Source organism: Geomonas paludis, assembly GCF_014193585.1.
GTDB classification, from domain to species: Bacteria; Desulfobacterota; Desulfuromonadia; order Geobacterales; family Geobacteraceae; genus Geomonas; species Geomonas paludis.
Map to the genome: position 1 here is coordinate 17,736 of NZ_BLXY01000002.1, position 23,930 is coordinate 41,665.

Sequence of the window (23,930 nt, forward strand, 5' to 3'; positions counted from 1 at the left end):
CGCAGGCGGGCTGGCATGCCTTTGGTCTGCTGCGCTGACGGTTTCGGGTCAGTCGCAGGTGTATACACATTTAAAACATAGTTTTGATTATTTGACAATCAATTTTTTTGTCAGCACCGGCCGCCAACATGCACTACTGGCGTGGGAAATCGGGCATTAGGGAAAACTCCCCAGCCGCTGCAGTTACTGCATCCGGCAATGGGACTGCAGTTGTGGCGATCGCAGACGCCATAGTAGTAGACACCGTTTTAATACCAGAAGGGTGAAAAGCAGGGAGAGACGGTTACGGACACCGTGCCTGTAGGGGCAAATAATCATCCTGACTGCGATGATCTTCCTCCCAGATGCCCATCCCCCTCTCCCTCTGGGAGAGGGCTGGGGTGAGGGCGCTGCAATAGGCAATGATCCCGCTTCGTGGCACCTCCCTCACCCGCCCTTCGGGCACCCTCTCCCAGAGGGAGAGGGAATTAGCGGAGGATTGTCGTAATCAGGTAAATCATTCGCCCACGCGCGCGGGCCCAACTGATGCGGCGTCAATGTCCGTCGAGAATCGGGGCGAATTGATTATTCGCCCCTACAGATGCAATAGGAAAGGACCGCCCCGCGGTGCAGGGAGTGTCAACCGGCAGGATGCTCTAGCGGGAACTGGAGTCGGATTTGCGCGGGTGGGAGAGGGTGAAGTAGAAGGTCGCACCCTCGTGCTCCTTGCCTTCGGCCCAGATGCTCCCCCCGTGGCGCTCGATGATGCGGCGCACCGTGGCGAGGCCGATGCCGGTCCCCTCGAACTCGGAACCGTGCAGGCGCTGGAAGGGCTGGAACAGCTTCTCGACGTAGGCCATGTCGAAGCCGACCCCGTTGTCACGGACGAAGAAGGCGTGCCTTCCTGCCACCTGGGTCTGTCCGAACTCGATGCGCGGGAAGGGTGCGCGCGAGGAATACTTGACCGAGTTGCCCAGGAGGTTCTGCAATACCAGCCGCACCAACGCGCTGTCGCCGTAGGCGCTGATGCCCGGCTGCACCACGAATTCCGGGGGATTGTCGGACTCCTCGCTGAGCATGTCCACCACGTCGGCAGCAAGCTGGCTGATGTTGAAGGTGCTCCGTTTCATGATGGCCCGGCCAACCCGGGTGAGGGCAAGCAGGTCGTCGATCTGCTTGCCCATCCTGTTGCTGGCGGTGCAGATCCGCTCCAGGTAGTAGCGTGCGTCCTCGGGGAGGGATTCGCCGTACTCCTCGATCAGGATGGCGCTGTAGCTGTTGATGTGCCTGAGCGGCGCGCGCAGGTCGTGGGAGACCGAGTAGCTGAAGGATTCAATCTCCTTCTTGGCGGCCTCCAGTTGCGAGGTCCTCTCGATGACCCGGCGGTCCAGTTCGTCGTTGAGGTTGCGGATCGCCTCCTCGGCGGCCTTGCGCTCGGTGATGTCCTTGATGGTGCCGATCATGCGCGCCTGCTTGCACGCCGCGTCCCAGGTCAGCTCGCTGCACTCGGTCACCCAGCGTTCCTCGCCGTCGTTGTGCCTTCTGATCTTGTACTCGTGCTCGAAGGGGCGGTTTTTGCTGATGGCGGCGCGGTAGCTGTCGATGAACTGCTCCCGGAACTCCTCGTGCACGATGTCGAAGTGTCCCTGCATGGTCTTGGGGTAGCCGGCGTCGATGCCCAGGATCTCCTCGAGCTTGCTGGAGCAGGCCCAGTGGTCCTGCGCGATATCGAGCACGTAGCTCCCCAACTGGGCGATCCTTTGCGTCTCCCGCAGCAGGCGGTCGTTGTCCGCCAGCACCTGCTCACGCGTCTTCTGCTCGGTCACGTCCTCCAGGGTCACCACCGTGCCGCTTACCGTGCTGGCGGGGTCCAGGAAGGGGGCCGTGCTGATGGAGAGCACCGCGCTGCCGCCGTCGGGGCGGGTGAAGACGAAGCAGGATTGCAGCAGGCAACGTCCCTGTTCCAGGATCTGGCCCAGCGAAACTTCGATGCCGGCGCCAGCATCATCCTCGACGGAAAAGATGGCGTCGACGACGGCCGGCTCCCGGTGCGCCATCTGCTGCTTGGTCAGGCCGAGGATCCGCTCCGCCCTGGGGTTGACGAAGGTGATGTTGCCGTCGGACTCGATGAACATGATGCCCACCGGGCTGGTCGAGGTGATCAGGTTCAGCAGGCCGTGCTCCATCTGCAGCAGGTGCTCCATGAGCTTGGCCTGGTTGATGTCCAGCAGCGTGCCGGCCAGGCGGCTGGCCCTGCCGCCGGCATCGCGCTCGGCTGCCTTGCCGGTACAGCGGTACCAGTGCCACTTCCCCTCGTTGGTCTTCAGGCGGAACTCCAGCTCGAACTTGTCGATGCTGCCGCTGATGCAGTCCTCCAGTACCCGGCGCGCGTTGTCGAGGTACTGCGGGTGGATGATGTTGGTCCAGTCCTCGAGCCGCACCTGCATCTGTCCGCCGCTGTAGCCCAGCATCTGGTAGCACAAAGGGCTGAAGTAGCAGTCGTTGCCGGTGACGTCGAAATCCCAGATGCCGAGCTCCGCCGCATCCAGGGCGACCCGTTGCCGGTCGTCGCTCAGGGCCAGCTCCTGCTGGGCATGGTGCTGTGCCGTGACGTCGATGGTGCAGACCTGGTAGCCGGTGGGTGCGCCCCTTTCATCGCGCAGCGGGGCGACTACCGCCTGAAGCACGCTGACCGCGCCATCGGCGAAGCGGTAGCGGAACTGCTGCTGCCACTGGTGTCCCGCCTCCATGGCGGCCTGGAAGGATGCGGCCAGTCCCTTGCGCTCCTGCGGGTTGATATAGCCGGCCCGGTGGGCGCCGACGCCGGCGGGGCCCGCCGGGCAGCTCAAGACCGAAGCCGGCGGGTGGCCGTCGTTATCGGTCTGGTACACCCCCAAGGGGGCGGCCCGGAACATGTTGCGCAGCAGCTCTTCGTAGGCAGGCCCGGACGGGGCGGGCTGGGACAGCGCCAGGGCGTCGCCGCCGATGCAGGTGCGGGGAGCGCTGCTGTTGTGATCGGCAACCTGGTTTACCTGCGACAATCGATTCATGCACTCCCCCTTGGGCAACGTCGTGTCCAAGCGTTCGAGGTTCCCGCTCACTTCTGTCACAGCGCGGGCAGGACAGGTATAGTTAAAGTTTTTTCTAATATAACCACAATATCAAAAAGTAGCAACAATAAATTATAAAAAAATAATGTCATAAAGTTTATGACATTGCCGTACGCCGTGACAATAAGCGACCTAGGAGTTGACTGCCACAGCAGGTTTGCAGTAGTAATGAGGGATACGTCAGACAAAGGGGGATGATATGGAAGCCACGCAAACCTGCCACTGCGGCGCCAAACACACCGGACACATCTGCATGCTCAAAAGCGCCGGGCGCCTGGACGATGTCGCTCACATCACCGACCGCCCGACCGTGGTCTGTTTCACCTGTGGGGCGGAGGCGAACTCGGAAGACAACGTCTGCAGCCCCATGCCGCTGGACAAGTAACCGGAGCGGTCATGCCAGAGTTACCCGAAGTAGAAGTAACCCGGCTGGGGATAGCGGACCACCTGGCCGGCGCCCGCATCGCGTCCGTGGAGATGCACATCGCCAAGCTGCGCAACATGGTCCCGGAGGGGCTCCGCGAGCTCCTCGTGGGCCAGACCATCCGTTCGGTCCAGCGCCGCGGCAAGTACCTGATCCTCACCTGCAGCGCCGGCTCGCTGCTTCTGCACCTGGGCATGACCGGCCACCTGCGCCTGGTGCCGGCCTCGGTGCCCCCCGGCCCGCACGACCATTTCGACCTGCGCCTCGACTCCGGACTCGTGCTCCGGCTCAACGACCCGCGCCGTTTCGGTTCCATCCACTTCACCGGCTCCGACCCGCTGCAGCACCAGTTGCTCAAGAAGATCGGCCCCGAGCCGCTCACCGACGCCTTCGGGCCGGATTACCTGTACCGGCTGAGCCGCGGCCGGAGGGTCGCCCTGCAGCGGTTCCTGATGGACAGCGCCGTCGTGGCGGGCATCGGCAACATCTATGCGGCCGAAAGCCTGTTTCGCTGCCGCCTGCACCCGGATACCCCGGCGGGCGAGCTGACCGCGGCCGGCTGCGCCGCACTGGTCAGCGCCATCAAGGAGACCCTCGCCGCGTCCATCGCCGCCGGGCGCGCCAGCATGGACTTCCGCAAAGCCGAAGAGAAGCTCGCCTATTTCCCGCAGCAGCTCTACGTCTACGGCAGGGAAGGGCTGCCCTGCCGGGAGTGCGGCACCGCCATCCGCAGGGGGAGGCTCGGCAACCGCTCCACCTTCTTCTGCCCGCAGTGCCAGCCGGAGCAGCGGACAGCGCCGTGACCGCCCCTGATTTCGTTGCAGTTGTCCCGATGCCTGCTAAACTGCCGCAGACGCACCCCTGCCACATCACGCCAGCTTCAGGAGGTTTTCCAGCATGAGCATCCTTTTCACCCCGCTTACCCTGCGCGAGTTGGTCTTCAGGAACCGCATCTTCGTGTCGCCGATGTGCATGTACTCCAGCAAGGAGGGGCTCCCCACCGACTGGCACATGGTGCACCTGGGGAGTCGCGCCGTAGGCGGCGCCGGGCTGGTCATGGTCGAGGCGACCGCGGTCACCCCCCAGGGGCGCATTTCCCCCGACGACAGCGGCATCTGGAGCGCCGAGCACGCCGCCGCCTTCGTCCCCATCACGCGCTTCATAAAGGAGCAGGGCGCCATCCCGGGCATCCAGCTCGCCCACGCCGGGCGCAAGGCCTCCACCGACCTCCCCTGGAAGGGTGGACGCCCGGTGGACGTCAACCATCGCGGCTGGCAGACCATCGGTCCGAGCCCGGTACCGTTTTCCAGGGAGGAGCCGGTGATCCCCCGCGAGGCGACCCTGCAGGACCTGGAAACGCTGCTGGGGCAGTTCACCGCCGCGGCACGGCGCAGCATCGAGGCCGGGTTCGAGGTGGTCGAAATCCACATGGCGCACGGCTACCTGCTGCACCAGTTCCTGTCGCCGCTCTCCAACCAGCGCAGCGACGAATTCGGCGGCTCGCTCGAAAACCGCTGCCGGTTCCCGCTGCGCGTCGCCAAGGCGGTGCGCGAGATCTGGCCGGTGCACCTGCCGGTCTTCGTCAGGGTCTCGGCCACCGACTGGATGGAAGGAGGCTGGGACCTGGAACAGACGCTGTACCTGGCCCGTGCGCTGAAACAGATCGGCATCGACCTGATCGACTGCTCCACCGGCGGCATGGTCCCCGAAGCCATGCCACCGTTCGGCCCCGGTTTCCAGACCCCCTTCGCCACGGCCATCAGGAACGGGGTGGGCATCCCGACCGGCGCGGTGGGGGTGATCACCGACCCGGTCCAGGCCGAGCAGATCGTGGCCACCGGCCTTGCCGATGCCGTATTCCTGTCGCGGGCGATGCTGCGCGACCCGTACTGGCCGCTGCACGCCGCCAAGGCGCTGGGCGTGGATCCGCCCTGGCCCGTGCAGTACGAGAGGGCGAAATGACCTGTGCAAGTTTCCCGCATCCCCCCTTGCACTTTCCGGTGTCGATGCTTATTTTCCTGACTGAGCCGACGCTTCATGCTATAAAGAGGGACGTGAATCACTGAATACAGCGGCGGGAATATTGTCTCGGTCGCAGCAGCAATCAAAGGGAGCAATTAATGGAAAGATATCAGACTCAGTACCGCACCATAGCGGTGGTCAACAGCGGCGTAATGAGAGGAGTGTACGGCTGGATGAGCGGCGGCCTGCTCCTTACCGCACTCGTCTCCGTAATAACCGCCTCCTCGCCGGCCCTTTTGCAGGCGATCCTGGGCAACCGCATCCTCTTCTACGCGCTCCTGTTCGGCGAACTGGGGCTGGTAGTGGCCATAAGCGGCGCCATCAACAGGATCAGCGCCGCCACGGCCAGCATGCTCTTCCTGCTCTACGCGGCGCTGAACGGCCTGACCATGTCCACCATCTTCGTCGCCTATACCCACTCCTCCATCGCCTCGACCTTCCTGGTCAGCGCCGGGATGTTCGGCGCCATGAGTCTCTACGGCTACCTGACCAGGAGCGACCTCTCCTCGTGGGGGAGCTTCCTGTTCATGGGGCTGGTAGGGGTGGTGATCGCCTCCCTGGTGAACATCTTCCTGCACAGCTCGATGCTCAACTGGGTGTTGAGCCTGTGCGGCATCATCGTCTTCACCGGCCTTACCGCCTACGACACGCAGAGGATCAAGCAGATGGGCAACACCGGCGGCAAGGGAGCCATACTCGGGGCGCTCACCCTGTACCTCGACTTCATCAACATGTTCCTGCTGCTGCTCCGCTTCCTGGGCGACCGCAGGTAGAAAGACAAATAGGCACCAAAAGGCAAAAAAAGCCCCCGGCGCACCATCACGCCGGGGGCTTTTTATTCGACAGGGGAGGGGGAGCCTAGCGCAGCCGGATCCCTTCCCTGGTAATCTCGATTACCCCTTCCCGGTACAGGTTGCCGATCACGGCCTTGAAGTTCTTCTTGCTCATCCGGAACATCTCCGCGATCAGTTCCGGCGGCGATTTGTCGCCCACGGGGAGAAAGCCGCCCCGCTCGCCCAGCACCCGCAACAGGGTCTCGCGCCCGCCGCTCATGTCCTGCCGGCCACCCTTTCTGAGGGTCACGTCGATCTTGCCGTCGTCCCTGATCTTCTTCACGTACCCCTGCACGCTGTCGCCGGTACGGTATCTGCCGAAGAGCTCGTTTTTGAACAGCAGCCCGTCATAGCGGCCGTCGATGATCACCTTGGCGCCCAAGTTGCCGAACTCGTAGAAGGTAAGGGTGACTTCCTGCCCCTCCTTGAGGCCGGCACCGGATTTTTCCAGGAACTTCCCTATCTTGGCCGAAGCCGCGATGCGCTCGGAGCGGTCCAGGTACACCCGGACCAGGTGACGTTCCCCCTTGTGCATGGGACGCGGCTGCTCGCTGAACGGCACCAGGAGGTCCTTTTCCAGACCCCACTCCAGGAATGCGCCCACCGGGCTTACGTCCTTCACCTCCATGAGCGCGAAGTCTCCCACCTGCGCCTTGGGCTCCAGGGTGGTGGCGATGAGCCGGTCCTCGGAGTCGAGGTAGACGAACACCTTCAGGTGCTCGCCGTGGTGCAATCCCTCCGGAACGTACTTGGTGGGCAACAGGATGTCCCCCAGTTCCGACGCGAGGTAGGCGCCTATGGCGCTCAGCTTCTTCACTTCCAGACGGTTGTACTTGCCGATCTCCAACATCTGTCTTTACTCCTCCGTGCGGCTCTAATGTTTTGCCGCCGCAAACCGAAATACTATATCAAATCCCTGCGGGAACCTATCAATCTTTTCAGCATCTGGGTGAGCTCCATCGTGCGCCGCCCGGCCGCCGCAGAAAAAATCATTATTAAACAGCGATTTGCGGCAGCCACTCATAATCTTTTTACACTGGACAGCCCCGACATTTTCATACTATGGTAACTAGTTCCGACAACGCCACCTCGGCGCCCCTGTTAACGGAGGCTGATTGCGCACCTTTAGCCTGAAAACCAAGATGACGGTAACCATATCCCTGTTGATTGCGGGGTTGCTGTCAATTCTTGCGCTCACCACCCACCTGTACGTCACCGACCAGATCAAGGGACTGCTTTTCACGCAGCAGTTCGACATGGTCACCGCCCTTGCCGACCAGATCGACGACAAGCTCCGCCTGTCGCAGACGGAACTGGCAGCCACCGCCCACACCCTCAAGACCGCCACGCTCCAGGACCCGCGCACCCTGCAGAGCTTCTTCGACCAGCGCCCGGGCAACCTGTCCATGTTCGACAACGGCCTGTTTCTCTTTTCGGCCCAGGGAGCGCTCATCTCCGGCAATCCGCTCGACAGCGGCATCATCGGCAAGAACTTCCTGTTTCGCGATTACCTGAAAAAGACCCTCGCCACCCGGCAACCCCAGATTTCCGCCCCCTTCCTCTCGTCCCAGACGCACCGGCACCCCATCATCATGCTCACCGCGCCGATACTGGACGACAGGGGAGAAGTGGCTGGCGTGCTGGCAGGGAGCATCGACCTCACCAAGGACAATTTCGTGACCCGGGTAGGCAGGATCACCCTCGGAGACAAGGGGTATCTCTACCTGTACAACACGGACCGGGTGATGATCGCCCACCCCGACAGCCGCCGGGTCTTCAAGCAGGACGTCCCGGTCGGCAAGAACCGCCTCTACGACGAGGCCATCGCGGGGTACGAGGGGACCGGCGAGACCGTCAACTCCCGGGGGCTGGCGGTCATCAGTTCCTTCAAACGGCTCAAAACCACCAACTGGATCCTCGCCAGCAACTTCCCGCAGCAGGAGGCCTATGCGCCGATCTACCGCGCCCGCAGCTACATTCTGATCGCGCTGTTTGTGGTGTTTCTCATCTCCATGCTGGTGGTCTCACTGTGCATGAAGTTCCTGACCGCACCGCTTACCACCTTCACCGAGCAGATCAGGGTACTGGCCCAGAACAAGGACGGTGACGTCGCCCCGCTCAGCATCGCGACGGGCGACGAGATCGGCGTGTTGGGGGATGCCTTCAACCAGTTGCTGCAGGAGTTGCAGCAGCAGAAATACGAGTTGAAGCGGCAACTGGAGTTTAGCCAGAAGCTGATCGAGGTCACCCCCATTCCCGTCTTCTACAAGGGGGCCGACGGCCGATACCTGGGGTGCAACCAGGCCTTTTCCAACTTCACCGGCTTCACCAGGGACCGCGTCATCGGCAGGACCGTCTTCGACCTGACCCCCGCGGCACTGGCCGAAGTGCACCACCGCTCCGACCAGGAAATCATCGCCGGCGCCGGGGTGCAGGTCTACGAAAGCAAAACCATGCATGCCGACCAGGCCGAGCGGGACGTCATCTTCTTCAAGACCAGTTTCACGACCACGAGCGGCAGCTGCGGCGGGATCCTCGGGGTCATGCTCGACATCACCGAACGCAAGCAGGCCGAGGCCGCCCTGCAGTCGCAGAAGGAATTCGCCGAGAGCCTGGTCCTGAACATGACCCAGCCCACCTTCGTGCTGGACTGCCAGCACCGCGTCATCATGTGGAACCATGCCCTGGAGAACCTCACCGGGATCAAGGCCGCCGACGTCCTCGGTTCCGCCCATGCCGGCAAGGTCTTTTACGGCATCGACAGGCCGGTGCTCGCCGACCTGGTACTGGACGAGAACTTCGACGAGGGGGTCAGGTTTTACAGCGACTGCCGCAGGTCGCCCCTGATCGAGGGGGGGCTGCAGGCCGAAGGGTGGTACCAGGACCCTGACGGCAAGGGCCATTACGTCACCATCAACGCCGCGCAGATCCGCGACCGGCAGGGGAGGGTGGTCGGCGCCATCCAGAACCTGGAGGACATCACCGAGCGCAAGCAGGCCGAGGTCGCACACGAACAGACGCGGCGCCAGATGCAGCTCATCCTCGATGCCGCGGGAGAGGGGATCAACGGCGTCGACATGCAGGGACGCATCACCTTCGTCAACCCGGCGGCGGCGCACATGGTGGGATGGACCCAGGAAGAACTGCTCGGGCAGCATCAGCATTCCCTGATGCACCACACCCGTGAAGACGGGTCCCCGTTCCCGGAGCAGGAGTGCCCCATGTCGGCCGCCTGCTACGAGGGACGCCCATACCAGGGAAGCGACGAGCTGTTCTGGCGCAAGGACGGCAGCAGCTTCTACGCCGAGTACAACTGCAGACCCCTGCGGGAAGGGGGAGAACTGGTCGGCGCCGTGGTCATCTACAAGGACGTCACCGAGCGGAGGCAGGCCGACGAACAGTTGCTGAAGCTGTCCCAGGCCGTGATGCAGAGCCCGGTGGCCATCATGATCACGGACATCAGAGGCGACATAGAGTTCGTCAATCCGCGCTTTACCGAGATTACCGGCTACAGCTCGGAAGAAGTCATCGGAAAAAACCCTAGCATCCTGAAGAGCGGCAAGACCTCGCCCGAACTGTATCAGGGGATGTGGGACACCATCACCGCGGGTCGCGTCTGGACCGGCGAGTTGTACAACCGGCACAAGAACGGCTCCACCTTCTGGCAGCACTCCACCATCTCCCCGATCCTCAACAGCTCCGGCGTGATCAGCCACTTCATGGCCTTCATGGAGAGCATCAACGAGCGCAAGAAACTCGAGGAGCAACTGAGGCAGGCCCAGAAAATGGAGGCCATCGGCCAGCTCGCCGGCGGGGTTGCCCACGATTTCAACAACATACTCACCGTCATCCTCGGGTTCGGACAACTGTTGCAGCACTCCCTGCCCAAAGACGACCCGATGCTGGAGCACATGGAGCAGATCCTCGACGCAGCGGACCGGGCCACCCACCTCACCAAGAGCCTGTTGGCCTTCAGCCGCAAGCAGGTGATGGTGATGCAGCAGGTGGAACTGAACGAACTCACCCGCAGGCACGCCAAGTTCCTGGTGCGCATCATCGGCGAAGACGTGACACTGAAGACCGCGTTCAGTGACGAGAAGCTGCTGGTAATGGCCGACAGCGGCCAGTTGGAGCAGGTGCTGATGAACCTCGCCACCAACGCCAGGGATGCCATGCCCAGCGGAGGCGAGCTCACCATCAGGACCGAGGTGACCACCCTGGACAAAGAGTTCCACCGCCAGTACGGGTACGGCATGCCCGGGCGCTACGCCCTCATCACCGTCGGCGATACGGGGACCGGTATGGATGCCGAAACGCAGCAGAAGATCTTCGAACCCTTCTTCACCACCAAGCTCCCCGGGCGCGGCACCGGGCTCGGCATGTCGATCGTGTACGGCATCATCAAGCAGCACGGCGGCTACATCACCGTCTTCAGCCAGGTCGGCTTCGGCACCACCTTCAGCATCTATCTGCCGCTGATCACGGAAAAGGTGCAGTCGGGCGAGAAACCGGCGACCTTCATCCCCGAAGGGGGGAGCGAGAGCATCCTGGTCGTGGAGGACGACGCCGCCGTCGGACGATTGGTCGAGTCGGTCCTGAAGAGATATGGATACCAGGTGATACTGGCGAACAGCGGCGACGAGGCGCTGGAACTGTTCCCGTCAAGAGGTCAGGAGATCAGCCTGGCGCTGCTTGACGTGATCATGCCCAAGATGAACGGGAAGCAACTCTGCGAGGAGTTGCGCCGGCACTCACCGAAGTTGAAAGTGCTCTTCCTGAGCGGCTACACCGCCGACGTGATACAGGACAAGGGGATCTTCATGGAGGAGGGGGTCGACATCATCAAGAAGCCGGCCCGGCCTATCGAACTGGCCAAGAAGGTCCGTGAGATGCTCGATTCCTGACAGCTGTGCCCCCTCCCCGGCCGGCAGCAACAGGGGAGGGGAACGCCGCCATCAAAAAGTATTTAATTTCAATAACTTAAGAGGGCATTGTTATGCTGATTGAGAACATCACCATGGAGGAGTTCGCCCAGGGGCTGGAGGTCTGCAAAACCGTTTACATTCCGTTTGGCTCCGTGGAGGAGCACGGCAGCCATCTGCCGCTGTCCACGGACACCATCGAAGCTTACGAGGTGGGAAAGCGTGCCGCCGAACGGATTCCGCTGTTCGTGGCGCCGCCGATACATTATGGCTGTTGCCGCTCGACGTCGCGCCATCCCGGCACCGTATCCATCAGCACGGCCACGCTCAAGGCGTTACTGAAAGACATCGTGCGCTCGCTGCACGCCCAGGGACTGGTCAACTTCGTGGTCCTTACCGGGCACGCCGGCGGATCGCACCGCATGGCGCTCCAGGACGCCGGCGAGGAACTGATCCAGGAACTGCCGCAAATAAATATGGCCGTGGTCACCGAGTACGAACTGGCCAAGGAAAGCGGAGCCCATCTCATCGAGACGCGCGGCGACGCTCATGCCGGAGAGATCGAGACCTCGCGCATCATGCACTCGCATCCGCACCTGGTCAAAGGGCTGGCTCCCGCCGAGTACCCGAATTTCCCTATCGGGATCCTGGTGCGTGACAAGCGCAGCTTCTGGCCCGGCGGAGTCTGGGGTGACCCGGGCAAAGCCAGTGCTGAAAAAGGCAAAGTTCTGGAATCACTGGTGGCAGACAAGGTTGTCGAGCTGGTCAAGGCGCTGGAGAGCCGCCGCTGGTAATTGCCCAAAAAAGCGGCTTCCAAATTTGCCGTTTAAAGGGACTTTTCGATCCGGTGCAGGGGTAGCCCTGGGCCGGATTTTTACCGTCACGCGCCAGAAGCGCTTTTACGGCGCTCAATGGAGTCCACCGGCGGCTCAACCTCGATTTTTGCCGGCCGGCAGTAGCCGAGCGAACGAAGGGTGCCGAACGAATGGAGTGGACGGGCGGGGGCGACTGGTAAGTGAATGTGAGGGCGAAAACGTGACCAGCGGAACCTGGCCCGGGGAATGGCTTGACAGCACAGGGCGTCCGTCACAGGGCATCCGTCAAGCGCGGTGCCCGAACGTCTGTAGGGGCGAATAATCATTCGCCCGTCGAACCAGACCACGTGGTGCAGTCGGCCGAGACAGGATAGAGCGTGCGGGAACCACCACATAAGCGGAGCGTTCCACTTGCGCCGTTCGCTTTTGCAGCCGATGTCACTGCCTTCCGCGATAGCCCCCGGGGGTCGGGGGAGTCCAGCCGGGGTGAACGCCACAAATAGAGACCTTCAACTTGACATAATATATCTTATGGGACAAAAACGGGTTTGGAGGCCGTGGACTCGGAGGCCCGGCTCTGCCGGGCGGCTGTGGCCACGAGACAAGCGAAGCGCGTCAGCCAGCAGGAGCCCCCATCGTATAACATGGGGGTGATTCCCGTTCAGACGTCTCTAATGCGTAGCGTAACCTATCGGAATAACAGGCTTTAGTCCAGCCACTGGCTGACAGCAGCCTTGAGACATATTGGAAATGCTGATCATACTGGAATCATTGAACTTTGAAGGGCCGCCCCATGATGAACATGCACCGGAAAATCAGCCTCCGCCTTGATGCGGATCTTGCCGACCGACTCCAGCTCCGCGCCGATCGTGAGCGCGTTCCAGTGTCGTGTCTCCTTCGTCACCTCGTCGTGCGCCTCCTGGACGGCTCGGAAGTCACTGAAAAGACTGCCCCTGCCCCGTGGCGCAGTGAAACTCCGCAACACCTGAAGTCTCGGGCCGAACAGCTGCAGGCAGAGTTCATGGTCGAGGTCTGTACGGCATTCGACGGCTTCATACGCCAGGGATGCGACCCAAAAGAGGCCACGAAGCGGACGAATTTCGCTCTCAAGGCCAGAAAACACCCATGGGCAACATACGAGGTCGTTGCGGGGGTACTGAGAAAAGCAGGACGATTTCGGAAGCCGAAACGGGTCTGAGTCTGGATCAGCTTGACAGCGGTCGGACAAAAGCCGCAAGATGCCCGACAAAGTTTGCGGACAGCTGCGGGAAAGGGAGCGCTATGCGCGGCAAGTACCTGATATGACAAGACAAAGTATATCTTATGGGACAAGAGCCTCTATCCCACCTCATCCCCTCCGCTGTTGCGCTGCTTGCTGCTGTTTGGCCCGAACGCCCTGTTGGAGCGAATAATCATTCGCCCGTCGAACCTGCCCACGTGGAAAACGACGTTGCCACGGGCCACGGGCCACGGGCAACGCCGGCAGTTCGGAATCCTGGTCGGCTCCTCAGGGCCAGTCTAACCGACTGGTCGAGAACCCCTGTGGGATGGTTACGCCGCTGTTCGTCCTCTATACAGCATCACCCGCGCCCTACTCTTTCACCACTTTCGCCCCTCCAGGGTGCACTCGACGAAACTCCCTTTGACACTCCCACAGCCCAGAGCTTCCCGGATGTCGCCGTTGGCTCCCATGATGCCGTTGACGCGCAAATGCACATCGGGATGACTGTCGTTGACACTGAAACCGCCCTTGAAGTAGCTTCCCGCCGTCCTTGACGGCCCTTTCTTTGAGGGAACCGTCACTTTGCAGGCACGCCGCCTTGAAAAGATCATCACAGGGATCGAAGGCCAGGCTTGCGGAGGCCAGACGTGCAGGTCCGGCGGCGCCAAAGGGGGTGTGCCCCCCCGCACCATCGAAGGGAGGCGCGGAAAAGGGATCGGCCGGTGCAGGTCCAGCGGCCAAGGTGGTGGTGGAAAGCAGGAGGCAAAACAGGATAGGTCCCAGAAACCTTGCCAGACATGGGGTTTTGAAAGCCATTGAACCGTCCCTCCCTGACGTTCTTCAGGGAATCCATGGGAAACAGGAGCCGCTGCCATGGGGAGCGAAGCGAGTCCTTCGTCTCCCGTCACGGGCGGGGATTGCTGGAGGGAGCCCCCCCTTACCTGGCGGCGATGAACACGCCGAGCACGACGATGGCGAAAGCCCAGTACTCCATCTTGATGAAGAAGAAGGTGTGCGTTTTCTTCAGCAGCACTTCCTCGCCGGTTTCCTTGTCGACAAGAGCCCGCCCGGGACCGGCGTTCAGTCGCCTGCCGACGAACCACACGATGGCGGCCGACAGTGCAACTGCCACGACCTTGGGCCAGACATGCCCCGTGTAGTAGTGCTCTCCCATCATGCCATCAACGGCCAGGTTGACGACAAGCGCTGCCACCATTGCCAGTATCGGAGTCAGAATCCCCAAGCCAGTCCAGAAAATAATCACGTCAAGCTCCTTTCGAACGAATTTCGCGGGCACGCTGCCGCGGGAAGCACCCCGCGCGGGCCACCGCATCGGGATCGTGCCCGGACCATCTCAGCCCGGGCTCACACTACACGAGACGGACAGCGCCGGAGTTTCCCCCGGGCAAAGGCGAAAGAGACGGCCCATACCGACTTCGACAGACGGCAGCATCAGAAAGTCACCGCGCCCCCCGCGCCGGGCACGAACTCGAACTCCCGGTTTGCCTGCGCGATCGGGAAAAGTATTTGGCGTACAGTTGGCCGAGATGCTCGTGTTGACCCGCCAGGAAGTGGACGCAACATTAGGAGAGGCACGACTGTCAGACGCTTACAGGAGCACATCATTTTTGTCAATCAGGTTTTCACGCAGGATCCGGAGCAACATTGTTTCGAACATATGCATGCTTATGCTGTCCCCCTACTCTTTTATGTGCTGATGCAGCAGACGAGAACCTTGCCAACGGCGAAAGTTGATTGCAGGAGAATTCGCTTGAAAGGCATTTACATATAAATTAGATTGTCTCAAACATTCCTCAAGGTCTCCATTGACTGTACTCGAAGACCTAATCGTAGCAATCGTATCGGGGCAGGAGTAGAAAGATGGCCACCAGAAAGCACAGGCGTCATGACATCGGTTTTATTGCCACGGGAGGGGACCTTCAGGCGGAGATCCGGTCTGGAGAAGACCTGGTCGCCCTCGCCGGGCTCGAGATCAGCCGGTGGGTCACCTGGGCCTGTCCGGTCGACGTACCGCACGTCGACCGCACGACGCTGAACCTGCTGGATGCCGACGGCGACGGCTTCATCAACGCGACCGATGTCGTGGAAGTGCTGCATCATGTCAAAGAAGCGGTCGCAAGGCCGGAACTGTTGAAGGATAACCCGGGATCGCTGACCCTGGCCGATCTCAATCCGGAGACCGAACTGGGGGAGAAACACCTTGAGAGTGCGGCCCGCATCCTGAAACTGCTGGGAAAGGAGAGGACCGACGCCCTGAGCGTGGCAGAACTCGATGATCTCACCGCCTCTTTCCACCAGGAGCCCTGCAACGGGGACGGCATCATCACGGAATCTTCAACAGATGACCCCGACCTGCAGCGGTGGATCTCCTTCCTCATCACCCAGTACGGTGCGACCCAAGACAGCAGCGGCTTGCCCGGGATCTCCCTGGACCAGGTCCGGTCCCATGCCGCCACGGTAAGGGCATGGCACGAATGGCAGGACGGCTGCGACTTTCTGCACTGCCTCCCCCGGGACAAGGAAATGGTGCTGCTGCTGTGGCACAACGTGAGAGAGAAGCTGGAGGATTTCTTCCTGCGCTGCCAGGTGGCGCAGTACGACGACAGGGGCGCCGCGCTGATGAACAGCCCCGAGCACGACCTGGTGCAGCTAGGCTCGGGCAGCCTGAGCGAAGCGGCGGAGCAGTTGGCGCATCTGCCGCTATCCCGGGTCGATGCCGCTGCCATCCTGTCGCTGGAAAGCGGTCTGAACCCGGCCTGGAAGAGCCGGATACGCCAATTTCGGGAGCACATCGTCGTCCCGCTCTTGGGGGAGCGCCAGGAACTGACCCTCGCGCAGTGGGAGGAATTGAAGGAGCGCATGTTCTTCTGGGAAAACTGGTGGCGGGACCGGCCCGAGAGCGCCGACGGGATGGATCCTGTGCTGCTGGCGGAATGGGAGAACGGCGGCGTGGAAGCCGCCCTGGCCGGGCTCATCGACCGCGACCTGGCGCGCAAACCCGAGGCCGACGCCCTGCAGATGATGACTGCCCTGCTCCGCTACAGCAGGGATCTGTACCACGTGGCGAGGAACTTCGTATCTTTCGGGGCGCTCTACGGTGCCCGAAAGGAGCCGACCTTCTGCGCCGGTACGCTCTTTGTGGACGGCCGCAGGTTCGACCTCTGCCTTCCCGTAAGCCATGTCAAGGCCCATGCCGAGAGGTCGCAGGAAGGTAATCTTTTCCTGCTGTACTGCGCCTGCAGCAAGCCGGGGGTCAAGGAGAACCGGGCCGTCGTGGCGGTGGTGACCGACGGCGTCTGCGGCAACCTGCATGTTGGCCTGAATGGGGTTTTCGTGGCGGCCGACGGGGAGGAATGGCAGGCGACGGTGACGCAGACGGTTGGCACCCCGGTCCGGCTGCGCGATGCCTTTTTCGCGCCGTACCTCAGGTCGGCACGCCTGTTTTACGGTTACCTGCAGCAGCCAGCGGGTGGCCGCCCCGGGAAGCAGAAAGAACGCGCCGAAGGGAATGGCCAGGCCAGGGAAGGGAAAAGCGGGATCAGGGAACCTGGCGGCGCGACCATCTTCGCCGCGGCAACCGGCCTGAAGATGGTCGCGTCCAGGCTGGGAGGACGAGTGGCTGCCGTGGGGCTTTCGCTGGGGGCCATCAGCACCGGGGTCTTTGGCGAGGTCAAGTTCTGGGACCGCCTCTCCCCATGGCAACTGGCCCTTCTGGCTGTAGCACCGTTTATTCTCATTTCCCTTACCTCGTTTCTCATGGCCTGGCTCAAAGTGAACAGTCAGAGCCTCGCCCCGGTGCTGGAGGCTTCCGGCTGGGATATCAACCCCGCCATGAAACTCAAGCCCCCCAAGCGCCATCTCACCCAGAAGGCCAGGATGCCGAGGCACAGCGCCTTCCGGCACAAACAGGGGCAGCAAAGACAGCCGGCCCTGCAACCGGATTGATGGTTCGCCCCTGCCGGTGGGGACGCGGCAGGGGCGAACCTCCTCTTCACCCCGGGCGTAACGGCAAGTGTATGGCCAACGACAATGCGACCGGAGTGGTCATGTAAACCAAGTCGCTCGTGGAAATGCTACTGAACATGTTTCCACACGGCACGACGCCGATATCAGCAAAGAGCGATTCAGTAACAGCCAGAATTATCAGCGGGAATATCACCGACAAGAAAGCTACAGGCACCACGACGGCAGCTTTCGACCTGATATTCAAAAGGCGGCAAGCCAAGGTAAAGATGCACGAATTGGCCACGATGATGAGCCGAACATGCTCCGCCAATAAGAGAACAGGGGTCGCCCACAACAGGGAGACCAGCAGCAGGTAAAGGACGATCCGGACCGTCGCGTTCATGCTGCCACGGATGACCGGCATGATGACAGCGCCTGCTTCAGTTCATCCGCCTCTGCCTGGCGGCCGGCCACTTCCCCGGTCCGGGGCACCCCGCATTCCCGCACCATTTTCTCCGCAAGCAGGTCCGCGCGGGCAAACCCCAGCGTCGCCCGTACCGCCTGGCGCAGCGCCGCAGGTTCTGCGGTCATCTCCCGCACATCGTCCCGTACCCCGGGGTAGCGGCAATCCCGGTCCGGCAGAGAGGCGCTCCGGCGTGCCAGGGCCAGGCGGTACTCCGCGGTAAGCCTGAAAAGTTCGTAACGCTGCCACAGGTTGTGGCGGCTGGAGCGATGATAGAGGGTATTCAGGCGCAGCCGCGCCCGCTCCAACTCCCCGGCGGCCAGCAGACATTCCACTTCCCACACCACGGACCAGACTTCCTGGGGAAACTCCAGGTTCACCCACCTGGCAGACTCCAGCCACTGGGAGAGGGAAACCGCCCTGGGCCGGTCGCCGCACCGCCGTGCCAGGATGACCTCGGCCAATTGCGCCGCGAAGAGCCCCTCTTCGCCCTGGCGCCGGAGCCGGGTCAGGAAACCTTTGGCCTGGCGCACTTCCCCGGCATGGGCGGCCAGTAGTGCCGCGCAACTCAGCACGAACTTCCGGTATTCCCCGGGCACCTGGGGCAGCGCCAACTTTGCTTCCTGAAGCCCCTCACGGTAGCGGCCGGACCGCTCCAGGTAGGTAAGGCGCGCCAGCCAGCGCATGGTCCTCAGTTGGGACGTCGCCTCATCCGCCGGGTCCAGCGTCTCCAGGAGTGCACCCAGTTGGGTCAGGCAGCCCTCAATGCCCTGCCACCCGGCAGGAAGGGCCATGGACGCGAGGGAAAAATGGAACAGGGCGATGGCGCGCAGGATGCCGCCGCGGATTCCCTCGCAGATACAATCCGCCTCGTCGGCATAGGGTGCGTGGTCATGGATCATCGGCAGCAGCGCGACCAGGCACTGCCTGTGTTTTCCCTGGCTCAGGAGGGTCGTGCCCAGGTGCCAGCGCAGGTGATCCAGTGTCAACGGGTTCTCGCAATCCCCCGCCAGTGCAAGGCACTTCCTGAAGGCATCCTCCGCCGCCTCGTAATCCTCGCGACCGCTCAAGTCGCATCCCTGGCTATGCAGTTCCTGGAGCTGCGACCTGCGGTCGTCAGCTTGCGCGGTAAACTCAGTCGGCATCTCGTGCTCCTTAGCAGTTGTAGTCGCCCAGCCCATGGCGCAGGCCGGTCGTTCCCCCCTGCTGTTCCAGGCGGGTGATCAGGTCTTGTTGCTCGTCATGCTTCTCCAACAGGCGCAGGACGCAGCGGAAGAGCCCGCCCAACTGTTGCCGGAGCAAATCCCCCTCCTCCTTGCCAGAGCCGCCGGAAGCCATCAATGCCGTGGTAAAGAGGCTCCCCAGCAGCGCGTCGAGCAGCCCCGCATCCCACCCCAGCGCTGCGTCCTCCAGCCGCTGCCAGCGGGCCAGGTCGACCAGGCGCGCGACCGCGGGGTTGCGGGCATTCAGGGTGAGGGTGACGGGCGCGATCTTGCGCTTGGAGAGGAGGTCGCCGGCAATCATGCGGGCCGCCTCGGAGATGCCGGGGTTGCCCAGGGAGTGGCGCAAGTCGTCAAGGTCCTCGTCGTCCCGGTGGTGCATCACCAGGGCGGGGATATCCGCCGGCTCGAAGCTGCGGGTCCGCACCACCAGCCGTTCCACCCCCATGCGGCGCAAGCGCCCAGCGATCTCCCCCTCCAGGAGCCGGAAGCGCTCCTCCTGCACCGGTTCAAGCGCGGCGAAGAGCCCCGGCGGATCGCCCGCGTCCACCCGGACCAGGGTCACTTGCCCCCGGTGCTCCCCCGCGTAACTTTTCAACAAGGAAGCGTCCAGCGGGAGAGAGGCGTCGACCACGAGCCAGCCTCGCGACTGGGCCATGCGGCGGAACTGGCTGAATGCCCCCTCCCCTTTCTGGTAGTACAGCACCGGGACGGCTTTCCCGGCCGCGTCTTCCCGCGCCGCAGCCAGGCAGTGACGAAGCGTCATGGTGCCCCGGCTGGTGGGAAGCGGGAGATACGGCGCGATCTCCCTGAAAAACTCGGGGTAAAGACAGGCCATCCCCTTGAGGTGGTAGTGGTGCCAGTCGACCAGGCGGGCGAAGCGCTCCGGGTTCGCCTCCGCCAGGGTGCGCAGGTGCCTGACGATCAGATCGCCCAGGTGCCGGCTCAACTCGACGGTGGCGGGGTCATCATCCTTGATCCCGTCCCTACTGGCGGTCGGTTTGAGGTCGGGGCAGTCGATGACCCCCTTCACGAATTTGGCCCAGGGAGGAAGGATGTGGCGTGAACCGCTGGTGACGAACATGCGGCGCACGTACAGGTCGACCGTCCCCTTGGCACCGTAGTCGGGGACCCGCTCGCCGGTGATGTAGAGGACCCCCCGGGCCCGCGTCCCCCCCTCCGGGAGCACGGGGATCACCTCGATGGGAAAATCGTGGTAGGCGGATTCGATGAAGGCGCGGCACTGCTCCAGGGAGGGCTCGCCCTTGGTCCGGTGCCAGGGGGCGTTGACCGCGTTGACCGGTCCCATGCCGTTGAGCGAAATGGGGAAGGGAAGGAAGTTGCCGTAGCGTACCACCGCGCTGCTCAGGTACTCCTCGTCGAGCAGGAAGTCGTACTCGTCGCGCAGAAAGAGGGTGACTTCGGTCCCTGTCTCCGGCCGGGCTGAGGGTTCCAAGGCGCACTGCAGCGAGCCGCAGTTGGTCCAGTGCCAGCCGCAGTCGTCCCCCGCCTTCCTGGTGAAGACCTCGACCCGCGCGGCGACGGTGAAGGCGGAGAGAAAGCCGATGCCGAACTGGCCGATCAGCTCGGTTTCCGCCATGGTGCGCAGGTCGGCGAGCCCCTTGCCTCCCCGCTTGCCCGAGGAACCGATCACCGAGAAGACGTGGCGGATATCCCCGTAGTCCATGCCGATGCCGTTTTCCCGGAAGGTGATGCTCTTTTCTGCAGTGGAAGTGGTGATGCAGATGTGCCCTGCCAGGTTGGGCTCGCTCCTGCGCCTCAGCACGAGCGCGTCATGGCAGTTTTGCAGCAGTTCGCGGATGAAGACGTCGGGGGAGGAGTAGAGGCTTTCACCGAGGAGGATGAGGATTCCATCCAGGTCGGTTTCCATCTGGAAGAGCTCCGGCCCGTCGGCAAGAGAGGGGGAAAGGGGAGTGTTCGTTACTATGTTTCGGGGCATGGCCCACCTCCGTCAAGTGTCGTTACCACTTAAGACGGAAGGGAGCCGTTTTTCCCCCGACGGTTACTTTGCCCCGCGGTGATCCCGAGAATCGTACACCTGGACCAGCCGGGGTGAATTGAAGATTGCCGCGGGTGTCACCACGGTTTCATCGGGGTTCAGCCGTTGGCCCTTGCGGGTGTACCGCTCCTCGATCATCCTCTTGGCCTGGGGGCCGGCCAGATCCATGTCCCTCATACGCTGCGGCTTGCTGAGTGAGACAAAGGGCTGATAGACCTTCCACACCAGTTCGCTGCAGTAAATGGTCTCGTCGTCCCACTTGAAATGGATATCGTAGGGCCTCCCCAGAAAGCGGGCGACCTGCTTTGCCAGCTTGGGACCGGCATCGGTGCTGCCGAAGGGTGATTTTTCGAGTCGCTTGGTGACGAAACGGTGCCCCTTCCCGTTGCCGATGAATTCCTCGATGGGAGTGTACTTCACCGTCGCGGCAGCTTCGGCGACCATCCAGCGGTTGTCCCGCCTGAGAATGATGCCGGTATGGGTCCAGCGGGAATGAGTCGCTTCTTCCAGTGTGGACGATTGGCGGGATGAACTCTGCAGGAAAATGATATCGCCGTTCCTTAGATCCGCGGGGAGGACGATCGCCCCCCCCTCCTCTTTCCGGCCCGAAAAACCGGTGCAAAAAAGCAGCAACAGAACCAGCAGGAGGTTGCGGACTGGCAGGAGCACCATGTCGAAGAGTGTCACGTTGACCATACCCGTTACTGCTCGAGATAGGTCAGGGTGCCGACATAGTCCATGCGCCGGAACGGGCTGTCACCAGGCACCAGCGTCAGAATCAGGTAGCTGGTGGGCGAATAGTTGTCCTTCATTTTCGCGTTGAACTGGTCGCGGATTTCCTTGGAGGCTTTCGGGTCGAGGAAGACTCCCAGGTACTCCCCTTTCAGCAGGGCGAAGGTCGGCCCCATTGTTTCGGCGACCTTGCGATGTCCCGGTGACATCTTCGCACTCCTCTTGGGATCGGTCATGAAAACGGAGGCAAGCAGCTGGTCACGCTTTTGGTCGGCAAGATGCATCGCGTTGATGGTGAGCAAGGGACCATCGGACATGCCCGGCCCCACCTGTTTTTCACCGCCGGAACCGACGGCATCGCCGACCATGTGCAGGGGGGGAAAGATGGGACTGATGCAGGCGGGAATGCCTTCCTGCTGGAACGACGCGGCATCGCTTGGGTTACAGTCGCGCAGCGAAAGCAGCGACCAGGCGAATTCGGAGCAGTACATCTTGAGGGAGATGCCGTCCGTTTTCCCCTGGGCCAGTTGCCCGAGCTGCTTGACGAAGTTCAGCGGCTGGCCCGGCTGGTAGTTGGGGACCATGTAGTCCTGGTTGAAGGAAATGCGCGAGGGGTAGATGGCCGGGGCCCGGGCGGCGAGTCGCTCGGCCCATCCCGCGATGTTATTGCGCTGCTGGTCGGTGAGCCCGCGCGGCCTGACGACATGGAGCGCCTTGGTCTCGCGGTAATGCTCGGCGCTCAGTTCCCCGAGGTATTGAGGGCTAAGCGGCATGTCGATGTTCTTGACCACGCCGTTACTGACGTAGGCCACCCCGGCATGACTCACCCCCATCTGGATGTTGGGATAGGGACCACCGCTACCCCATTCGGGGCGAAAGCTCAACAAGATGTCACCGGTCTGGATAAGGCCGCTGGCGGCCAGGTCCCTGGAAAGCGAGGCATCGGGCTTGTGGGAAAAGATCCTCAGTCCCAGCTTGTTCTGAGCGGCCGAAGACCCGGGGTGCTTGAAGTCGACCACCCGTGTATCCGGGGCTTTTATCTCTTTCAGGGGGGCGTAAGAGCTCTCGGGGAAGGCGTAAAAGACCGGTATGTCCAGCCTGGCGCTGACATAGTCGTCGGCGAGGCTGGCCGATTGATCGGATTCTGCTCTTGATGCGGTGGAAAGGAACAGCGCTGCCGCGACCAGCAACCAGGACATTTTCTGAAGCATAGGGGATTCCTTAGCACAACGATTTCGACACCTACCATCGTCCACCCGGGAGCGATTGGCACAGATGTATAGCAAATCCTCAGTGGAAAAACTATCAAAAAGGCATAAAAACAGCGGCCGTTCTGTCTGTGGGGGCAAGGTGAAGCCGTCACACGGCACTTTGCTTTGACACAGGTGACGCCTCACGCTATAACTCATCATCTTATTCTGCTGCCCCTCGCCTCTTTCAGGTTTCCGATCACATGGCCCCACTGACGACTTTCACGACGGCGCTTCTCTTGGTAATCCTTGGTCTTTCCGGCTGTGCAGCCGCTCAGGCCCCTTTTTCCCTCGTCCTCGATCCCGGCCATACGACGGCAGCGCCCGGGGCGCTCGGATGCAGCGGCGTCTATGAGAAAATCGACAACGACCGCCTGGCGCAATCGATTGCCGCCGCCGTCGCCGCTGACGGTACCACGACGCTCCGCCTTACCCGGACCGCCGATGGTGCTCCCACCCTGCTCGATCGGGTGAAAGGAAGCGAAACTGCCGACCTGTTCCTGAGCGTGCACCACGATTCGGTGCAGCCAGGGGACGGCAGGATCGTTGCCGAAAAGGGGCGTCAGGGCTTTTGCTCCTCCGCCGCCTCCGGCTTCTCCATCCATGTCTCCCGGAAGAACCCGGCCTATGAGGCGTCCCTGGCATTCGCCGAAATCCTCGGCGGCAAACTGACCGCCGCCGGGTTCCAGCCCAACCTGTACCACGCTCGAAAGATAGAGGGTGAAAACCGCCCGCTGCTGAATCCCCGACTCGGCATCTACGCGCAGGACGACCTCGTGGTGCTCAAGAGGACGGCAACCCCGGCGGTCCTCCTGGAGGCCGGCGTCATCGTCAATCCCGAGGATGAGGCGCACATCACCAGTCCGGCGTCTCGCGATGCCATGGCCCGCGCGGTCGTGGAGGCGCTTGGCGGGTTCAAGTTGTGGCAGCAAAAGAATAGGTGACCGGGACG

Annotated in this window: 17 protein-coding genes; 8 read left to right on the top strand and 9 right to left on the bottom strand. The window is 62.3% G+C overall.

The window, feature by feature from the left end; genetic code table 11:
- Positions 1–635: 635 nt before the first annotated feature.
- The gene (locus H7687_RS05740; RefSeq protein ID WP_183346108.1) at positions 636–3,029 is read right to left on the bottom strand and encodes a PAS domain-containing protein; all 2,394 of its coding nucleotides are present in this window, start codon (positions 3,027–3,029) and stop codon (positions 636–638) included.
- Positions 3,030–3,288: 259 nt separating this feature from the next.
- Here H7687_RS05740 and H7687_RS05745 point away from each other — a divergent pair, with 259 nt between their 5' ends.
- The 4 genes from H7687_RS05745 to H7687_RS05760 all read left to right on the top strand — a co-directional run bounded on the left by H7687_RS05745 (position 3,289) and on the right by H7687_RS05760 (position 6,308).
- Positions 3,289–3,474, top strand: coding sequence for a hypothetical protein (locus H7687_RS05745; protein ID WP_183346109.1), 186 nt, complete (start codon positions 3,289–3,291; stop codon positions 3,472–3,474).
- Between the two features lie 11 nt (positions 3,475–3,485).
- On the top strand, positions 3,486–4,316 hold the full coding sequence (mutM, locus tag H7687_RS05750; protein WP_183346110.1) for a bifunctional DNA-formamidopyrimidine glycosylase/DNA-(apurinic or apyrimidinic site) lyase: 831 nt from the start codon (positions 3,486–3,488) through the stop codon (positions 4,314–4,316).
- A gap of 94 nt (positions 4,317–4,410) precedes the next feature.
- Positions 4,411–5,475, top strand: coding sequence for an NADH:flavin oxidoreductase/NADH oxidase (locus tag H7687_RS05755; protein WP_183346111.1), 1,065 nt, complete (start codon positions 4,411–4,413; stop codon positions 5,473–5,475).
- A 158-nt stretch (positions 5,476–5,633) separates the two neighbouring features.
- A complete protein-coding gene (locus H7687_RS05760; protein ID WP_183346112.1) occupies positions 5,634–6,308 on the top strand; it encodes a Bax inhibitor-1/YccA family protein in 675 nt (224 codons plus the stop codon).
- Between the two features lie 85 nt (positions 6,309–6,393).
- Here H7687_RS05760 and H7687_RS05765 read toward each other — a convergent pair whose 3' ends face one another.
- Positions 6,394–7,218 (bottom strand): CvfB family protein, encoded by an 825-nt coding sequence (locus H7687_RS05765; protein WP_183346113.1) that lies wholly within the window; start codon positions 7,216–7,218, stop codon positions 6,394–6,396.
- 265 nt (positions 7,219–7,483) lie between these two features.
- Between H7687_RS05765 and H7687_RS05770 the strand changes: the two genes are divergently transcribed.
- Both H7687_RS05770 and H7687_RS05775 read left to right on the top strand, forming a co-directional pair.
- Entirely contained in the window at positions 7,484–11,272 is a 3,789-nt protein-coding gene (locus H7687_RS05770; RefSeq protein WP_183346114.1) for a PAS domain S-box protein, read from the top strand.
- A 92-nt stretch (positions 11,273–11,364) separates the two neighbouring features.
- Positions 11,365–12,084: a creatininase family protein gene (locus H7687_RS05775; protein WP_183346115.1), complete on the top strand. Its 720-nt coding sequence runs from the start codon at positions 11,365–11,367 to the stop codon at positions 12,082–12,084.
- A 778-nt stretch (positions 12,085–12,862) separates the two neighbouring features.
- Here H7687_RS05775 and H7687_RS05780 read toward each other — a convergent pair.
- Complete coding sequence (locus tag H7687_RS05780) at positions 12,863–13,009, bottom strand: hypothetical protein (protein WP_183346116.1); 147 nt, start codon at positions 13,007–13,009, stop codon at positions 12,863–12,865.
- 1,255 nt (positions 13,010–14,264) lie between these two features.
- On the bottom strand, positions 14,265–14,543 hold the full coding sequence (locus tag H7687_RS05785) for a hypothetical protein (RefSeq protein ID WP_183346117.1): 279 nt from the start codon (positions 14,541–14,543) through the stop codon (positions 14,265–14,267).
- A 665-nt stretch (positions 14,544–15,208) separates the two neighbouring features.
- On the opposite strand from H7687_RS05785, the gene H7687_RS05790 reads away from it, so the two are divergent.
- Positions 15,209–17,293 carry a hypothetical protein gene (locus H7687_RS05790; protein WP_183346118.1) on the top strand — a complete coding sequence of 695 codons (2,085 nt, stop codon included), beginning with the start codon at positions 15,209–15,211 and terminating at the stop codon, positions 17,291–17,293.
- 46 nt (positions 17,294–17,339) lie between these two features.
- Here H7687_RS05790 and H7687_RS05795 read toward each other — a convergent pair whose 3' ends face one another.
- The 5 genes from H7687_RS05795 to H7687_RS05815 all read right to left on the bottom strand — a co-directional run bounded on the left by H7687_RS05795 (position 17,340) and on the right by H7687_RS05815 (position 22,939).
- Positions 17,340–17,717 (bottom strand): hypothetical protein, encoded by a 378-nt coding sequence (locus H7687_RS05795; RefSeq protein WP_183346119.1) that lies wholly within the window; start codon positions 17,715–17,717, stop codon positions 17,340–17,342.
- Positions 17,693–18,901 carry a hypothetical protein gene (locus H7687_RS05800; protein ID WP_183346120.1) on the bottom strand — a complete coding sequence of 403 codons (1,209 nt, stop codon included), beginning with the start codon at positions 18,899–18,901 and terminating at the stop codon, positions 17,693–17,695. The genes H7687_RS05795 and H7687_RS05800 overlap by 25 nt, the downstream gene beginning before the upstream one ends.
- 10 nt (positions 18,902–18,911) lie before the next feature.
- Positions 18,912–20,936, bottom strand: a complete 2,025-nt coding sequence (locus tag H7687_RS05805; protein WP_183346121.1) for an ATP-binding protein — start codon at positions 20,934–20,936, stop codon at positions 18,912–18,914.
- A gap of 63 nt (positions 20,937–20,999) precedes the next feature.
- Positions 21,000–21,692 carry a YiiX/YebB-like N1pC/P60 family cysteine hydrolase gene (locus H7687_RS05810; RefSeq protein WP_183346122.1) on the bottom strand — a complete coding sequence of 231 codons (693 nt, stop codon included), beginning with the start codon at positions 21,690–21,692 and terminating at the stop codon, positions 21,000–21,002.
- 5 nt (positions 21,693–21,697) lie between these two features.
- Positions 21,698–22,939 carry a hypothetical protein gene (locus H7687_RS05815; RefSeq protein WP_183346123.1) on the bottom strand — a complete coding sequence of 414 codons (1,242 nt, stop codon included), beginning with the start codon at positions 22,937–22,939 and terminating at the stop codon, positions 21,698–21,700.
- Between the two features lie 242 nt (positions 22,940–23,181).
- Here H7687_RS05815 and H7687_RS05820 point away from each other — a divergent pair, with 242 nt between their 5' ends.
- On the top strand, positions 23,182–23,922 hold the full coding sequence (locus tag H7687_RS05820; protein ID WP_183346124.1) for an N-acetylmuramoyl-L-alanine amidase: 741 nt from the start codon (positions 23,182–23,184) through the stop codon (positions 23,920–23,922).
- Positions 23,923–23,930: the final 8 nt, after the last annotated feature.

Coding starts and splice junctions, on each gene's coding strand:
- H7687_RS05790 (WP_183346118.1), top strand. CDS start 15,209: ATGGCCACCAGAAAGCACAGGCGTCATGACATCGGTTTTATTGCCACG.
- H7687_RS05760 (WP_183346112.1), top strand. CDS start 5,634: ATGGAAAGATATCAGACTCAGTACCGCACCATAGCGGTGGTCAACAGC.
- H7687_RS05755 (WP_183346111.1), top strand. CDS start 4,411: ATGAGCATCCTTTTCACCCCGCTTACCCTGCGCGAGTTGGTCTTCAGG.
- H7687_RS05810 (WP_183346122.1), bottom strand. CDS start 21,692: ATGGTCAACGTGACACTCTTCGACATGGTGCTCCTGCCAGTCCGCAAC.
- H7687_RS05740 (WP_183346108.1), bottom strand. CDS start 3,029: ATGAATCGATTGTCGCAGGTAAACCAGGTTGCCGATCACAACAGCAGC.
- H7687_RS05785 (WP_183346117.1), bottom strand. CDS start 14,543: ATGGTGGCAGCGCTTGTCGTCAACCTGGCCGTTGATGGCATGATGGGA.
- H7687_RS05745 (WP_183346109.1), top strand. CDS start 3,289: ATGGAAGCCACGCAAACCTGCCACTGCGGCGCCAAACACACCGGACAC.
- H7687_RS05765 (WP_183346113.1), bottom strand. CDS start 7,218: ATGTTGGAGATCGGCAAGTACAACCGTCTGGAAGTGAAGAAGCTGAGC.
- H7687_RS05795 (WP_183346119.1), bottom strand. CDS start 17,717: ATGCCGGTCATCCGTGGCAGCATGAACGCGACGGTCCGGATCGTCCTT.
- H7687_RS05815 (WP_183346123.1), bottom strand. CDS start 22,939: ATGCTTCAGAAAATGTCCTGGTTGCTGGTCGCGGCAGCGCTGTTCCTT.
- H7687_RS05775 (WP_183346115.1), top strand. CDS start 11,365: ATGCTGATTGAGAACATCACCATGGAGGAGTTCGCCCAGGGGCTGGAG.
- H7687_RS05805 (WP_183346121.1), bottom strand. CDS start 20,936: ATGCCCCGAAACATAGTAACGAACACTCCCCTTTCCCCCTCTCTTGCC.
- mutM (WP_183346110.1), top strand. CDS start 3,486: ATGCCAGAGTTACCCGAAGTAGAAGTAACCCGGCTGGGGATAGCGGAC.
- H7687_RS05820 (WP_183346124.1), top strand. CDS start 23,182: ATGGCCCCACTGACGACTTTCACGACGGCGCTTCTCTTGGTAATCCTT.
- H7687_RS05800 (WP_183346120.1), bottom strand. CDS start 18,901: ATGCCGACTGAGTTTACCGCGCAAGCTGACGACCGCAGGTCGCAGCTC.